The organism is Tahibacter harae, assembly GCF_024437735.1.
Taxonomy (GTDB): domain Bacteria; phylum Pseudomonadota; class Gammaproteobacteria; order Xanthomonadales; family Rhodanobacteraceae; genus Tahibacter; species Tahibacter harae.
The window spans coordinates 153,013-168,983 of sequence record NZ_JANFQO010000004.1; the positions used below are offsets into that span (position 1 = coordinate 153,013).

General features: G+C 68.4%; 6 protein-coding genes and 1 pseudogene. 4 read left to right on the plus strand and 3 right to left on the minus strand.

Going from position 1 to position 15,971, the window contains the following annotated elements; all coding sequences use genetic code 11:
• Positions 1-267 precede the first annotated feature (267 nt).
• Positions 268-2,331 carry a hypothetical protein gene (locus tag NM961_RS05705; RefSeq protein ID WP_255912638.1) on the plus strand — a complete coding sequence of 688 codons (2,064 nt, stop codon included), beginning with the start codon at positions 268-270 and terminating at the stop codon, positions 2,329-2,331.
• A gap of 89 nt (positions 2,332-2,420) precedes the next feature.
• Entirely contained in the window at positions 2,421-3,032 is a 612-nt protein-coding gene (locus NM961_RS05710; protein ID WP_255912647.1) for a hypothetical protein, read from the plus strand.
• A gap of 188 nt (positions 3,033-3,220) precedes the next feature.
• Here NM961_RS05710 and NM961_RS05715 read toward each other — a convergent pair whose 3' ends face one another.
• Together NM961_RS05715 and NM961_RS05720 are read right to left on the minus strand one after the other, a co-directional pair.
• Entirely contained in the window at positions 3,221-5,131 is a 1,911-nt protein-coding gene (locus NM961_RS05715; RefSeq protein ID WP_255912649.1) for a tetratricopeptide repeat protein, read from the minus strand.
• 4 nt (positions 5,132-5,135) lie between these two features.
• A complete protein-coding gene (locus tag NM961_RS05720) occupies positions 5,136-6,329 on the minus strand; it encodes a zinc metalloprotease (protein WP_255912654.1) in 1,194 nt (397 codons plus the stop codon).
• Positions 6,330-7,103: 774 nt separating this feature from the next.
• Between NM961_RS05720 and NM961_RS24280 the strand changes: the two are divergent.
• Positions 7,104-7,793 (plus strand): annotated as a pseudogene (locus tag NM961_RS24280) (alpha/beta hydrolase); the annotation flags it as partial.
• 293 nt (positions 7,794-8,086) lie between these two features.
• Here NM961_RS24280 and NM961_RS05730 read toward each other — a convergent pair.
• Entirely contained in the window at positions 8,087-10,393 is a 2,307-nt protein-coding gene (locus tag NM961_RS05730; RefSeq protein WP_255912666.1) for an NADP-dependent malic enzyme, read from the minus strand.
• 1,269 nt (positions 10,394-11,662) lie between these two features.
• Between NM961_RS05730 and NM961_RS05735 the strand changes: the two genes are divergently transcribed.
• Complete coding sequence (locus NM961_RS05735) at positions 11,663-15,715, plus strand: S8 family serine peptidase (protein ID WP_255912668.1); 4,053 nt, start codon at positions 11,663-11,665, stop codon at positions 15,713-15,715.
• The last annotated feature ends 256 nt before the right edge of the window (positions 15,716-15,971 follow it).

A 15,971-nucleotide genomic window follows, 5' to 3' on the forward strand; every position in this document is an offset into this window, starting at 1 on the left:
CGGGCTGTATGCCGAACGGATGTTTGATTTGCCGGCCGCGGCCGGCGCGGCCCGCGGGCGCGCTCAGCGGCGGCGTGCCGGCGCGGCGGATTCCGACGAAAGTCGCGCCCCGGCGTGCCCGCGCCGGCCCCGGCCGAGGGCGGTGCGGGCGGCCTGGACCCGGCCGTAGCGGCGTATGCTTGCGGCCTGCCGCTGTCACCTGCCCGCGCCTTGCCGCGTAAGCGTCCTGGCGCCGGGATCGCCCGCGCAGCGCCTGCGGAGAGGATTATGTGCAAGTGGACTATGGCCGTACTGCTGCTGGCCGGCGCCGGCGCGGCGCCGGCCGCGAATCTGGTGATTTACGACGAAGCCCTGCAGAACGGCTTCCAGGACTACTCCTACGGCGGCGGCGCGCTGTTCGGCAGCAATGCCCAGGCTCATGCGGGCAGCCTGTCCATACGCTTCACCGGCGGCGCGGCGCCGGACAATTTCAACGCCCTGTCGTTCTGGCGCGCCAGCGACCTCGGCACCGCCGCCTATCCGCAGCTGCGCTTCTGGGTGCACGGCGGCACCGCCGGCGGCCAGCAGCTGCGCCTGTTCCTGCAGCATGACGACAGCATCGTCGCCCAGGCCGAGATCGACGCCTACATCGCCGGCGGCGCGATCGCGGCCAATGCCTGGCGCGAGGTGGTGATCCCGCTGGGCGCCGGCGGCGTCGGCTATAGCGGCCCGTTCGACCGCATCGACCTGCAGAGCGATTCCGCTGCGGCCCAGCCCGCGCTGTATATCGACGACCTGCTCCTGGCCGAGGCCGCCACGCCGCAACCCGATCCGATCTTCCGCAACGGCTTCGAGGACAGCGGCCTGCCGCCGGCCGCCAACGGCCTGGTGCAGGAGCCCGGCGTCAGCGTGCAGGGCATGGCCAGCGACCGCTTCACCTGGCGCGACAGTGCCGGCCAGCCGCGCGCGGCCGTACTCGCCCACAATACCGGCCAGGTCGGCCCCGGCGGCACGCGCGGCGGCGAGCTGCGCGAGTTCCGCTATCAGGCCGGTGCCGGCACGCGCGTGGTGGCGGCGTCCTCCAGCGGCGCGGCCGGCTTCGGCTATGTCGTCAGCCACCGCAGCGAAGGCAGCGACGGCATTGGCACCGACGATTCGCCGCTGGGCCACGGCTTCAGCGGCCAGTTCCAGCGCCTGTGGACCGGCCGCCACCACGCCATCTTCCGCTTCACCCAGAACTATCCGCGCTGGGCACGCACCGATGCCGCCGCGCCGAATGTGCGCTACGACGTGCCGGTGACGCTGGACTGGGTCTTCGCCACCGGCCGCGATCATCCGCTGTGGTCCATCAGCTGGGATCTCAGCGCCGTGCCGGCCAACGCGGTCGAGGCCGATTCCCGCGCACCCTACGGCGAGCTGCTGTTCGACGGCGCCGCGACCGAAGGCGCGCACAGCGTGATCGCCGGCATAGGCTGGGGCGACGGCTACAAGTTCCAGACCACCAGCAGCCCGGCGACGTATTCGTCCAGCTGGAGCTGGAACACGCCGAACACGATTCCCTATGTGAAACTGTGGACAACCGCAGTGGACGCGACCATGGGCACGGTGCAGACCGACAGCCTCGCCCACCAGGACGCCGGCGGCTATTTCGGCACCGCACGCTGGAACACCACCAGCGCCGCCGGCAATGCCTGCACCGCGCCGGCCTCGCTGATGCCCTGCGACTACAACTGGCCCTACCAGTCGATCAACTATTCCTTCGGCGGCGTCGCCACGCCGACCAACAACACGCGCCTGGCCTGGGGCACGAATTTCGGTTTCCTCGGCCAGACGGCCTACTACCGCCATGGCAGCGCCTACTGGGGCGGGCCGCTGCCGAACGCCACCGCGGCCGGCTGGCCGCGGCAGAGCTATTCCACGCATATCGTGTTCGGCACGCACAGCGGCGACCCGGTCGGTGCCCAGGTGGGCCAGGTCGAGGCGCTGCAGTCGGTGAGCCTGAGCGCCGCCGTCGGCAGCATCGCGACCAGCGGCCCGGCCGGCATCAACCGCCCCGACAGCCGGACCTATGCGCCGGCCGGTTACGATCCGGTGTATGCGGCACTGACCTTCGTCGCCGCGGGCAATGCGCTGGACGCGAACATCGGCGTCGGCGCTGGCAGAACGCTACGCAAGCCCTTGCTCGTGGTGCGCGGCGTCACGGCCTATCCCGCCACCGTGCGGCTCAACGGCGCGACGCTGGTGCGCGATACCGACTATTTCCCGTCGCTGCGCGCCGGTGCGAACGAGCTGTGGCTTACGCTGAACCGCGATCTCGCGGCCGGCGCGAACCGGCTCGAACTCCTGCCCTGAAGCTGTCCCCGCCGCCGTTGCGGTAACTGCCGCGCGGCGGCTGCGGCGCCCGGCACGCTCGTGGCATGCTGGCGTTTTCGGGGGATGGCATGGCCTGGTATTCGTATCCGCTCGGCGCCGCGCTGACGCCGGAGCACGTTGCGCAGGGCGCCCGGCCGCGGGAACTGCTGGGCGCCCTGCCGCCGGAGGCGCCGCACGTATTCGCCGCATCGCGCCGCGGCCTGCTGCTGCACCGCTTGCGTCAGCTGCTCGCAGCCGCGGGTGCCGATGTGGACGGACTGTATCTGCTGCAGGACCAGGCCGTGCTCGCCGGCGCGGAGCTGACGCAGCAGCGGGCGCGCATCGAGGCCCTGCTCGACGCGGTCGGCAGGAATCCGCGGCTCGCGATCGAAGCGACCCGCGAAGCGCACACGCCCGCCGCCACGGTGCAATGCGAAGGCTTCGAGCCGCTGGCCTGCGAAGTCGTGTATGCGCCGGACTGCCGCATCGAGGAGGGCTGGGTCTATTACTGCACCGAAGACCAGGTGCGCGCCATGCTCGCGGCGGCGATCTGCGGCCCGGATCCCAGGCCGCCGGCAGACGACGAAGGCGAAAGCCTGCAATACCTGTTCGGCTTTCTCCAATCGCAGGCGGCACTGCTGCGCACGGCAGAAGAGGCCGGCTTGTGCGTGATCTATGCCGAGATGAATCCGGCCGACTGAGCAACAGCCCCTGCGTGCGTCGCCTGCGTTGCCGCAGCATTGCCCGCTGCAGCATCGCGCGCCGGAGCGTTGTCCGCCAGCGGGCAGCGCACAGCCGTGAGCCAGCTGACGATCGCCGTGCAGGCGTGCATCCGCTACGCCATGCTCCCGCGGCGCCGCCACTCACGGCACCGCGGTAGACGCCCGGCTCAGGCAGCCGACAGCAGGCGCGACGCTTCTGCGCGGTCGCGCAGCGCCTCGTCGTGGCGCTGCAGCGCCGCCAGCGCCACGGCGCGGTTCTCGTACAGCTCGGCCATGCCGGGCGCGCGGCGCACGGCTTCGTCGAGATCGTGCAGGGCTTCGTCGATGCGGCCGTTCTCGAACAGCAGCACGGCGCGGTTGGACCACAGCTGCGCATCGCGCGGATCGCGCGCCAGCGCCGCGCCGTAGTCGGCGATGGCGGCGTCGGCATGGCCCAGCTGTTCGTGCGCCTGGGCGCGGCCGACCAGGGCCAGGCCGGCGTTGGGTTCTATGTCCAGCGCCTGGTTATAGGCCTGTACCGCCGCAGCGTAATCGCCGGCGCGGCGAAGGGCCTGGCCGAGATTGGTCCAGACTTCGAAATACGGCGCGCTCAGGCCTATTGCCGTGCGGAAATCCGCGACGGCCTCGTCCAGCCGGCCGACCTTGAGGAATACGCTGCCGCGGTCGTTGTAGTACTCCGAGTAGCGCGGGTCGATCTCCATGGCCGCGCTGAAATAAGTGATGGCCTCGTCGTAGGAGCGCATGCCCGCATGCACCTGGGCGATGTTGTACAGCAGCACCGAACGGTGCAGGCGGTACTGGCTGTCGGACAGGTGTTGCTGCAGCCGGTCGTAGCCATCGCGGCACAGCTGTATGGCTTCCTGCAGGCGGCCCTGCTGGAAGCGGATGAAGGCGATGCCGTTGAGATTGAACACGGCCAGGTAGTGCCGCTCGGGCTCGCCCAGCGAAGTCTGGTCGAGTATGTCCATGGCGCGCTGCAGGTAGTCCTCGGCCAGCGCGAAATCGCGCTGCGGCAGGAAGCGGCAGTGCAGCATGGCCATGGTGTAGTAGATGCTGACCAGGTCGTCCGGGTCGCTGACCTTGGCCAGGGCTTCGTCGCGCACCACGCGCAGGGCCTGCTCGGGCTGGCCCATGGCCGCGTGCGCGTTGAACAGGCCGGAGACGATATGCCAGCGGCTGAAGCGGCGTTCGCCGTAGTCGATCTCGTCGAGATCGGCGAGCACGGGCTCGCCGAAGAACAGCGCGTCCTCGTACAGGCCGAAATGGTTGTAGACCGCCAGCGCGGCGGCACGCCAGCGCTGGGCGCGGGCGTGTTCGCCGAGCTGGTCGTAGGCGTCGATCAGGCGCGGGATCAGGTTGTCCTGGCCCAGGGAAGCGGACAGGCGCTGTTCCCATTCCAGCGTCGCCGCGCGCAGCGCGGCCAGATCCGGCGCCGGCGCGCCGGCCGCCAGCGCGAGGTTGACGCGGTCCATGGGATAGCCGTCGAACAGCGCTTCGGCCGCCGCCGCCTGCTGCGGTTCCACCGCGATCACCAGATCCAGCGGCAGCGCCGCGAGCCGCCGCCGCGCCAGGTCGTGGAAGAAGCGCCGCATCAGCGCGCCGGCCTGGTCGAAGTCATGCAGCACCAGCACTGTGCGGCGCGGGCTGCGCGGCAGCCACGCAGCGAGCAGGTCGATCAGTCCGTGCAGCAGGCGGTAGGCGCGGTCCACCGGATAGCTGCGCACGCGCTCCTTCACCGGCGAGGCATCGGTCAGGCTGGCATCGGTCAGCGGGAAGCGGCTGCGCAGACTGGGCAGGGCCAGCGCGAGTTCGTAGTGGTGCTGCTGCAGCAGCGCCGGATCCTGCGCATCGATCTGCGGCACCAGCGCGGCCAGGTAATCGGTCAGCCCGGCCCAGGGGCCGCCGCAGCGCAGGCGGCAATCCAGGTGATGCACCTGCGCGGACGCCGGCGCGGCCGCGGCGGCCTGTTCGTGCAGCCAGTGCGTACGCGCCGCACCGGCGGCGGCGCTGACCAGGGTCAGCGTGCCGGCACCGGCGGCCGGCAGGGAGAGAGCGGGAGCGACAGTCATTGCGTGCATGGCTTCATCCTTTGCGCGGCCAGAGTTGACGCGCCCATAGCGCCAGCCCGGCGATCAGCAGGGTGGAAAACAGCAGGCCCGACAGCCAGGTGGTGACGGCAACGGGCTGGGCCGGACCGGGCGCGGTAAGCGTTTCCCAGAACAGGAACAGGTAGCTCGCAAACAGCGGCAGCTGCACGAACAGCAGCAGGCCCAGGGCCAGGCCGCGGCCGCCCAGCCAGATTGCGGCATAGGCGGGAATCAGGCGGCGCTCGTGCGGCGGCAGGGCGGACTGGTCCACGGGTTCGGCGCGGCCGCGCCAGCGCGCCCAGCGGTTGCGCAGCCAGTCCTCGGTGTCCTGCAGCAGGCGCTTGCAGCCAAGCAGGTTGGATGCCGCATAGTAGAAATCGGTACGCAGGAAGAAATAGCACTGCCACAGGATGCGCAGCAGATAGACGAACAGCAGCGCCGACAGCAGGCTCACCGTCAGCGGCGCAAAGCCCCAGTGCCAGTGCCGCGCGGCCGCGAGCACCAGCACGATCAGCGCCGCGGAAACCAGATCCACGATGGGCCCGGCCAGTATGGGCAGATAGCGGCGTTCGCGCGGCAGCGCCCAGATCCCGCTCATGTCGGTATACCAGACGACGAACCAGAGCTGGTTGCCTATGCTGAAACGGCAGGACACGCCGGCGGCGCGCGCGGCGCTGAGGTGGGCCATCTCGTGCACGAAGGTCGAGGCCATGCCCAGCAGCATGACGCCGAGCAGCTGCAGTGCGGTCTCGTTGGGGAAATACAGCGCGCGCCAGCCCGGCAGCAGCGACGGCTCGCGCCACAGCACGACGACGGCGGCGAGAACGACGGCGGCCATCGCCGCGAGGGTGAAACGGTTCCACAGCAGCCGGCCCAGCGCCGGCGTGACCAGGCGGTCGAAATGGCCGCGGCGCGGCGCTGTCGCGGACGGCGCCTCGGCGCCGGTGGCGAGAATGCCGTAGCCCGTCAGCACGGCGATCAGGTCGTCCAGGTCCGGCGCCTCGCCGTGGCGCTGCAGATAGTCCGCATGGACCGCAGCCGGGCTGCGGCCGGCCTTGAACGCGGCCAGGATCTCGACCACGTCGCCGGGCACCGAAAGGAATTTGCCGCTGCGCGGCGAGCCGATGATGAAACCCTCGCCATCCGGCTGGACGGAATACGGCAGCACCTGCAACGGCGTGTCCTGCATGGCCGGGCCCGTGGTATGCGCGCAAGCGGGAGAAGGAATCCGGCAACGCCGGAGCCAGAATCCGCGACCGCCCGGCAACAGCCGGCCGCCGGCGCCCACCGCGGGCGCGCGCACGGCCTGCCGGCACCGCGGCAGTCAGGATTGCCCTACACGAAAAGAGGACGGGGGAAACCCGTCCTCTTCAGATTGCTGCCGGCTCAGTTCGACGCCGGACCTTCGATGATTGCGCACAGCCATTCCGGGAAGCAGACGCGACACTCGTACATCGCGGCCGTGGTCTTGACGGTTTCCACCTCACGAACGACGAACTTCTTCATTGTCTTTCCCCATTGAGTGAATGCTGTTTGTATAAACAGCAAATAAGCACTCTACACACTTTTTCCATATCATCAAGCAGTATCGGAATATGCACGACACGCATCCGCCGCCATCCTCAGGCGCCGCGGCAATACATGCCGCAAGAAGTTGATTTTTGTCAGCTTGAAAAATATTCACTGGCCTGCGCGCATCACGATAGCGGCGAAAGGCCGCTGCCTGTGCACGAAACGACGATGCCATGGCCGCTGGCGGCATAAGCCGGAGCGGTGCGACCGCGGCGGGCCCGGTTCTCGCGAACCGGAAACGCCGCCCGCAGTTCCGGCAGCGGTGCCGCACATCGAAGTCGGCAATAGCCGCGCAACGGAGCAGTCCGCATCGCTCACGTCCGGCTTGCTTGATTTCCCGACCGTCCGAATCAATTCAGCCCAGGTGTTCCGCCGCCGACGGAGGCCCATCATGCAGAGCCTGGTTTCGCACAAGCGCCTGCAACTCGGTGCAACGGCCGTGTTCTATCGCGAAGCCGGCCCGGCCGATGCCGAGGTCCTGCTGCTGCCGCACGGCTATCCCTGCTCTTCTTATGCCTATCGCAACCTGCTGCCGCGCCTGGCCGACCGCTGGCGCCTGCTCGCGCCGGATTTTCCCGGCTGCGGCTACAGCGGCACGCCGCAGAATTTCGCCTACGACTTCGACGGCTACGCCGATTTCCTGGAGCAGTTCTGCCAGCGTCTGGAAGTGACGCGCTTCGCCCTGTATCTGCACGATTTCGGCTCGCAGATCGGCCTGCGCCTGGCGCTGCGGCAGCCCGCGCGCGTCCGTGCGCTGATCATCCAGAACGGCGACATCTACGAAGACACGCTGGGCCCGAAGTACGAGGCGCTCAAGGCTTACTTCCGCCATCCCACCGCGGAAGCCGAGGCCACGCTGGCTGAAGCCATTTCCGAGGCGGGCTTCCGCGACGAGTTCCTCAACGGCACCCGCCCGGAACTGGCCCAGGCGATACCGCCCGACCTGTGGAAGCTGCACTGGTCGCTGATGACGCCGCGGCGCCGGCAGATCGCGCTGGCGGTGATCACCGGCCTCAAGGACAACCTGGCCTGGTTCCCGCGCTACCAGGCTTACCTGCGTGAGCAGCGGCCGCCGACCCTGATCGTCTGGGGTCCCTGGGACGGCTACATGCCCGAGGGCGGCGGCCCGCGCCTATCTGCGCGACCTGCCCGAAGCCGAACTGCACCTGCTGGACGGCGGACACTGGCTGCTGGAGACGCATCTGGACGAGGTGGCCGCACTGATGCGCGGCTTCCTGCAGCGCACGCCGTGAAAACCGCGGCCAGCGGCCAGCCTCCAATCCGCAATGAAAAATGCCAGTCAGTTTCAACTGACTGGCATTGCCCGGAACAGCGATTTTTCAGACCGCGGGCGCGTTGCGGCGATACCGCCGCTCAGCCGCCCTGCGACGCCAGCGCGCGCGACTGGCCGCGGATCTGCGCCTCGACCGTCGCGATCGCCGTCATGTTGACCACGCGCCGCACCGTCGCCGACGGCGTCAGCACGTGGGCCGGCTTGGCCACGCCCATCAGGATGGGGCCCAGCACCACGCCGTCGGTCATCGCGCGCAGCATGTTGAAGCTGATGTTGGCCGAGTCCAGATTGGGGAAGACGAACACATTCGCCGCACCGCTGAGCTGGGAATTCGGGAACAGGCGTTCGCGTATCTCCGGAATCAGCGCCGCATCGGCCTGCATCTCGCCCTCGACCTCCAGCTTGGGCGAACGCTGGCGGATGATTTCCAGCACGCGGCGCATCTTGCAGGCCGAGGCCGATTCCGAGCTGCCGAAATTGCTATGCGACAGCAGCGCGATCTTGGGATGGATGCCGAACAGCTTGAGGCGTATCGCCGCCTGCATGGTGGCTTCGGCGATTTCCTCGGCGCAGGGCTCGTGCTGCACGTGCGTGTCCAGATAGAAGAACACGCCTTTCTCGTTGAACACCGCGGACATGGCCGAGGGCTGCTGCACGCCCTGGTCCAGGCCGATGATGTCGCGGATGTAGTTGAGCTTCTTGCCGTAGCGGCCGACCACGCCGCAGATCAGCGCATCGGCTTCGCCGCGCTGGACCATCAGCGCCGCGATCACGGTGGAACGCGAGCGCACCACCGCCTTGGCCAGCGCCGGCGACACGCCGCGGCGTTCCATCAGGCGGTGATAGTGCTGCCAGTAGTCGTTGAAGCGCGGGTCGTCGTTGATGTTGCACAGCTCGAAATCGACGCCAGCCTGCAGGCGCAGGCCTATGCGCTGGATGCGTTTCTCTATCACTTCCGGACGGCCGATCAGGATGGGCCGGCAGAAGCCTTCGTCGACCACTACCTGCACCGCGCGCAGCACGGTTTCTTCCTCGCCCTCGGCGTAGACCACGCGCTTGGGGTCGGCCTTGGCGCGGTCGAATACCGGCTTCATGATCAGGCCGGTGCGGAACACGAAGCTGGTCAGCTTTTCGCGGTAGGCGTTCAGATCCGCCAGCGGCCGCGTGGCCACGCCGGAGATCGTTGCCGCGTGCGCGACGGCGGGCGCGAGTTCCACCAGCAGGCGCGGATCGAAGGGCTGCGGGATCAGGTATTCCGGGCCGAAGGACAGCGGCTTGCCGCCGTAGGCGCGGGCGGCCACGTCGCTGACCTCGCGCCGCGCCAGCGCGGCGATGGCGTGCACGCAGGCGACTTTCATGGATTCGTTGATCGTGGTCGCGCCCACATCCAGCGCGCCGCGGAAGATGTAGGGGAAGCACAGCGCGTTGTTGACCTGGTTCGGGTAGTCCGAACGGCCGGTCGCGATGATGGCGTCGGGGCGCACCGACTTGGCCTGCTCGGGCAGGATTTCCGGATTCGGATTGGCCAGGGCCAGGATGATCGGCCGCTCGGCCATGGTCGCGACCATCTCGGGCTTGAGCACGCCGCCGGCGGAAAGGCCGAGGAAGATGTCGGCACCGGCGACGATCTCGCCCAGGCTGCGCGCCGCGGTGTCGCGGGCGTAGCGCGCCTTGTCCGCGTCCATGTCCTCGGCGCGGCCGGCATAGACCACGCCGAGGCGGTCGGCGACGGTAATGTGCTCGGGCTTCACGCCCAGCTGCACCAGCATGTCGAGGCAGGCGATGCCGGCGGCGCCGGCGCCGGAGGCGGCCACGCGCACCTTGCCGATATCCTTGCCGACGACCTTGAGCGCGTTGATGACGGCCGAGCCGACAATGATCGCGGTACCGTGCTGGTCATCGTGGAAAACCGGGATTTTTACTCTTTCGCGCAATTTGCGCTCGACGGTGAAGCACTCCGGCGCCTTGATATCTTCGAGATTGATGCCGCCGAAGGTCGGCTCCAGGCTGGCAATGATGTCGACCAGCTTGTCCGGGTCGAGTTCGTTGATCTCGATGTCGAACACGTCGATGCCGGCGAACTTCTGGAACAGCACGCCCTTGCCTTCCATCACCGGCTTGGCCGCGAGCGGACCTATCGGCCCCAGGCCCAGCACCGCCGTACCGTTGGTGATCACCGCGACCAGGTTGCCGCGGGCCGTGACGGTGGAGACTTCGTTCGGATCCTCGACGATGGCATCGCAGGCCGCGGCCACACCCGGCGAATAGGCCAGGGCGAGATCGCGCTGGGTCAGCATCGGCTTGGTGGGCGCCACCTTGATCTTTCCGGCGGGCGCGAGGCGGTGGTATTCGAGAGCGGCTTTCTTCAGTTCGTCGGCGTTGGACATGGAAGACCGTATGCGGGCTGCTGCGCGGAAACGATTGCTGCGCAAGGAAATTCTTTCGGGCGCCGACTATAGCACAGGGCCTGCGCACAGCCGTGACGCATAGCGGCGCGGTGAAGCGCGGATCGGTTATGTGCGGTTCGCGCCGCGCCGCGGCGATGCTCGAACGTGTGTTTGAGCACACCGGAACCGATGCGGCCACGGGATGTGGTCACGGTTGCGGAGGACTGAGCCGGTGAGCGCGCCTCGCATCGCGCCGCATGCAGCGAGCGCCGGATGCTTGCGCGCATGAAGGCCTTACGCCGTGTCGCGGCATGGATCTGGCGGAGGCGCCGTGCACACGTAGCCCGCGCATCGTGCGGCAATGGCCTTGGTCACTGCTTGAACGCCCTGCATGCACCAGCCCCATCGCGGCGAGGCACTGCGCCCGCCCCGGCTTGTCGGCTTCGCGTACCCGCCACGCTCGCGGCGACGCAAGACAATGTCCGCATTCGCACAGCAACTGCGCCGCCGCGGATGCGGCAAACGCTACGAGTATTCCCGCGCACCAGCCGATACGACCGCTGGACAAGGCCGTCGAACAGGCCCGCGCAAAGTATCCCCGCGCAAGAGCCAGCACCGCAGACAAGCTATACCCACGCCAGCAACCCATGCGGTGCGGCGCCAGGAGCACAGGGATGAGGAACAGCGGGACAGAGGAACAGCGAACGCCATCCGCCCCGGCAACGGACCTGTGCCGCACGCCCGCATCGGTACAGCGGACGCTGCGCAGCCGCCGCCTCCACGCCACCGCCGCGTCCGGCAGCCGCCGAAACCGGAGTGGCGGATCGCTGCGCCGGCCGAGGCGGCCACGCGATGCCGCGCCTGCGCTTGCCTACGGAGTAACCAGGCCCCGCGCCGCCTGGCGGCACTGTACAGAAGTCGCCTGTTGTACCAACGCGCATTGATGCTCCGCAGCAAATGTTGCGGCGCGATCCATCGCCCATCGGAGCCCGGGCGCGCCGGTCCTGGCTCAGTCAAATTTGTGCACCGCCACAAGGCCGGCGACAAAAAATCGTGAAATGCGCACAGCACAGGCAGTTGCGGCAGCAGCCGGGCCTCGGCGCGGATTGACATGTGACAGGCATCGCAGTACCTAGCCTATTCCCCTGCGGCGTTTTTCTGTCGCGGGCGGTTGCACTTCTATCCGGGGAATTCATCACTATGGCTCGCTCACGATACCGTTCTGCGTTAGCTGTATCCATTGCACTAGGCCTTGCCGCCGGCGGCTCCATGATCGCCCAGGCGGACATCAAATCGGCCGCGATTACCGGCACGCTGGTCCACGAAGACCAGGGCGAACTCGTCAACGACGACGGCACCGTCGCCGTCATGATCACGCTGCAGGGCGATCCTGCGGTGTTCGACTACGCGCAGGCGCTGCGCGCCGGCGGCGGCTCTGGGCCCGTTGCCGAGCGAGCGGCGGGCAACGCCTCCCGCGCGGCCGTGGCTGCGCTGGAATCGCGCCAGGCCGAATTCTCCACGCGCCTGCTGGCCAGCGGCATTCCGCACACGGAACTGTTCCGCACCACCCGCGTGCTCAACGGCATCGCCGTGAACATGAATGCGTCGGACATGGCGCAGGTCGCCAAGATGGCCGGCGTCAAGCATGTACGCCTCCTGCCGCGCCACTGGCCGACCAACGGCAGCAGCGTGCCCTTCGTCGGCGCGCCGCAGTTCTGGGAAGGCACGCCGCTGGGCATGGCCGGCCTCAAGGGCGAAGGCATGCGCATCGGTATCATCGATACCGGTATCGACTACCAGCACCCGGATTTCGGCGGCAGCGGCCTGCTCGCCGACTACCAGGCGAATGACACCACCGTCATCACCGACCCGGCCGTCTTCCCGACGGCGAAAGTGGTCGGCGGCTGGGACTTCGTCGGCAACGCCTACACCGGCTCCAACACCCCGGCGCCGGACCCGGACCCGATGGACTGCAACGGCCACGGCAGCCACGTGGCCGGCTCCGCCGCCGGCCTGGGCGTGAAGCCCGACAACACCGCCTACAACGGTCCGTGGGACACGACCGTCAACTACGGCAACCTCAAGATCGGCCCGGGCGTAGCCCCGCGTGCCAGCCTCTACGCCCTGCGCGTATTCGGCTGCGGCGGCAGCACCAACGTCACCGTGGCGGCCATCGAGCGCGCCACCGATCCGAACAACGACGGCGATCTGTCCGACCGTCTGGACGTGATCAACATGTCGCTGGGCTCCAACTTCGGCCTGCCCGAGGACGACAGCGCGGCGGCCTCGGACAACGCCACCCTGTCCGGCATGATCGTGGTGACCTCGGCCGGCAACGCCGGCGACACCTTCTTCATCAGCGGCAGCCCGGGTTCGGCCAAGTCGGCCATCTCCACCGCCAACGTGCTCGACAGCGGCCTGCCCGGTCCGCTGCTGGTCAATGCGCCGGCCGCGATCGCCGGCTATCGCACCACCGGCAGCGCGTCCTTCGGCACGGCGCCGCCGCTCAGCGGCCTGACCGCCGACGTGGTGCGCGTGGATGACGGCTCCACCGCCGTAGTCCCGCCGACCACCGGCACCGGCACCGTCAACGACGGCTGCCAGACGCCGTTCGTGAACGCCGCCGCCGTCGCCGGCAAGATCGCCTTCGTCGACCGCGGCGCCTGCGGCTTCAAGCTCAAGGCCTACAACGCGATCCAGAACGGCGCCATCGGCGTGATCATCGGCAACCTGCCGACCAGCGGTACGCCGGGCACGGCGCCGGGCATGGCCGACGATCCGGCGGTGCCGGCCGTCAACGGCCCCGTCGTCAGCCTCAACCTGGCCGATGCCGACGGCCTGCGCGCGCAGTTCGCCACCTCCACCACGGTCAACGTGACGCTGAACGTCGGCGCCGATACGCCGTCGGCCTCGACCTCGCGCGGCCCCGGCGGTGTTGCCGGCCAGATCTACCTCAAGCCGGAAATCGCCGCACCGGGCAGCAGCATCACCTCGGCCCAGACCGGTATCACCTGCAACGGCACCACCACCACCGGCTGCCAGGTGGCCAACGCCTCGGGCTTCATCCCGGCCGGCGCGCCGCTGGTGCTCGGCGGTACCTCGATGGCTTCGCCGCACGTGGCCGGCTTCACCGCCCTGCTGCGCCAGCAGAACCCGGGTGCGTCGGTGGAGCAGATCAAGGCGATCGCCATGAACAGCGCCGCCCACGACATCACCGTCGGTCCGAACGGTGCGCTGGATACCTTCCCGGCCAGCCGCGTCGGCTCCGGCCGCATCGACATTCCGCACTCGGTCTCGCCGATCTCGGCAGGCAATGCGGATGAAACGGAACAGGTCGCCGTTACCTTCAACGACTACGTGATCGGCACGGCCAGCCAGACCAAGCAGGTCCGCCTGCAGAACCGCACCGCCACCGTGCAGAACGTGACCCTGGAACTGGACACCCTGCTCGACTCTCCGGGCGTGGCGTTCTCGCTGACCGGTCCGACCACCGTCAGCGTTCCGCCCAGCGGTTCGATCACCGTGCCGGTGCAGCTGACCGCCACTGCCAACGAAATGGACCGCTCGCGCGATCCGACCCTGGCGGCCACGCAGTCGCAGGGCGCGCCGGCCTCTATCGCCGCCCTGGGCGCACTGCCGCGTCACTACCTGGGTGAAGAATCGGCCAACCTGATCGTCAAGAAGGCCGGCAATGAAATTGCCCGCGTGCCGGTGTACATGGCCCACCGTCCGCATTCGGACATGGCCGGTCCGGACGTGGTCTCGCCCAGCGGCGCCACCATCGACCTGCCGCTGTCGGGCACGGGCGTCTGCACGGGTACGCTGGCCGGTTCCAACTGCACGGGCAACTTCGGCACGACCGACCAGGTCTCGCTGGTGTCGCCGTTCGAGCTGCAGTACACCGGTGCGGAAGACGACAAGCTGCCGGGCTACGCCAACATCCACTACCTGGGTGTCAACCACGATTCGTCCAACGATGCCTACCTGTTCGGTATCGCCACGCACGGTCCGTGGGGTTCGCCGACCAATGTCGCGTTCAACATCTGCGTCGACAACGACGAAGACGGCAACTACGACCGCGTCATCGCCAGCACCAACCTCGGCGGCCTGGCCCGCCTGATGGTCAATGCGACCATCTACGGGCAGGACGTGTTCGTGAACACCGTGTTCACGCCGCCCTCCAATCTGTCCTTCGCGGGTCCGACGACCTACGTGAACCAGCTCAGCGCCGCGCAGGCGGATACCGCCCTGCTGGCGAACAACGTCGCCGTGGTCAGCGCCACCGGCACCCAGCTGGGCCTCACCGGCGGCAACACCAACTTCCGCTACGCGGTCGCGGTGTGCCCGGGCTTCAACCCGCTCTGCGTGCGTCTGACCACGCCGAACCAGTGCGCAGCCCCCGGCAGCACCTACGCTACTGTGCCGGGCCCGTTCAGCTACGACTCGGCCAACAAGGGCATCACCTCCAGCGGCGGCGCTGCCGGCGCGATCATGTTCCAGGATCTGCCGGGCGCCGAACTGTCGCTGGGCTACAGCCAGGCCAACATGACCGCCAACGGCTCCACCGGCGTGCTGCTGCTGCACCACCACAATGCCCCGGGCAACACGGCCCAGGTCGTTGCGACGGACGGCATCTTCGCCGATGGCTTCGACCGCGTGTTCACGGTTCCTGGCGTCACGGTCAACGAAGGCTTCGAGGACTTCTCTGCGCTTGCAGGCGAAGGCTGGACCGTGCAGAACAACAGCGATGACATCGGTCCGTTCAGCTGGGGCCAGGGCGTGTGGGATGGCAAGGATGTGTTCCAGGCTCACCAGGGTCCGGACGACTCCTATGCCTCGGTGAACTACCAGAGCACCGACGGCTCCACGATCGACAACTGGTTCGTGAGCCCGCCGATCACGTTCAACAGCAACACGTCCTTCAGCTTCTGGACGCGCGTACCGACGGGATCGGCCTACCCCGATCGCATGGAAATCCGCCTGTGCGCGGCCGAGCCCTGCACTGCGCTGTCGCCGGCCGCCACCGCACTGGCGACCTTCCCGACCGTGCTGACCTCGATCAACCCGAACCTGGAAGAAGGCGGCTATCCGGACACCTGGACCCAGTTCACGGTGACCAACGCCAGCGGCATTCCGACTTCGGGCACCGGCCGCATCGCGTTCCGCTACTGGGTGACTGATGGCGGTCCGCTGGGTTCGAACTCGAACTTCGTCGGCATCGACACCCTGAGCATCACGGCGGCGGCGGTCGGCAATCGTCCGGCCAACGTGGGCACGGGCTTCCCGCCCCGCGGCGCCGAACGCAGCAAGGGCCGCCAGTAAAAATCGTCCGGGCCATTGCCGGACCACGGTCCGGCAATGCCAGCGACGCTTCAGCAGGGCCTCCCGCGAGGGAGGCCCTTTTCTTTTGTGCCTTGTCCGCGCAGCAGGCGATCGTGCACAAGCGGCGGCGGTGTCGTCAGATGGATAGCGGCTCCGGTCCGACCTGTTTCGAAGGCTTCTGCGATGGCACGGGCGATGATGTCCACGATGCCGCCGACAGCAGCTGCGTCGGGCAGCACGTTGCTGGCGGCTGCCG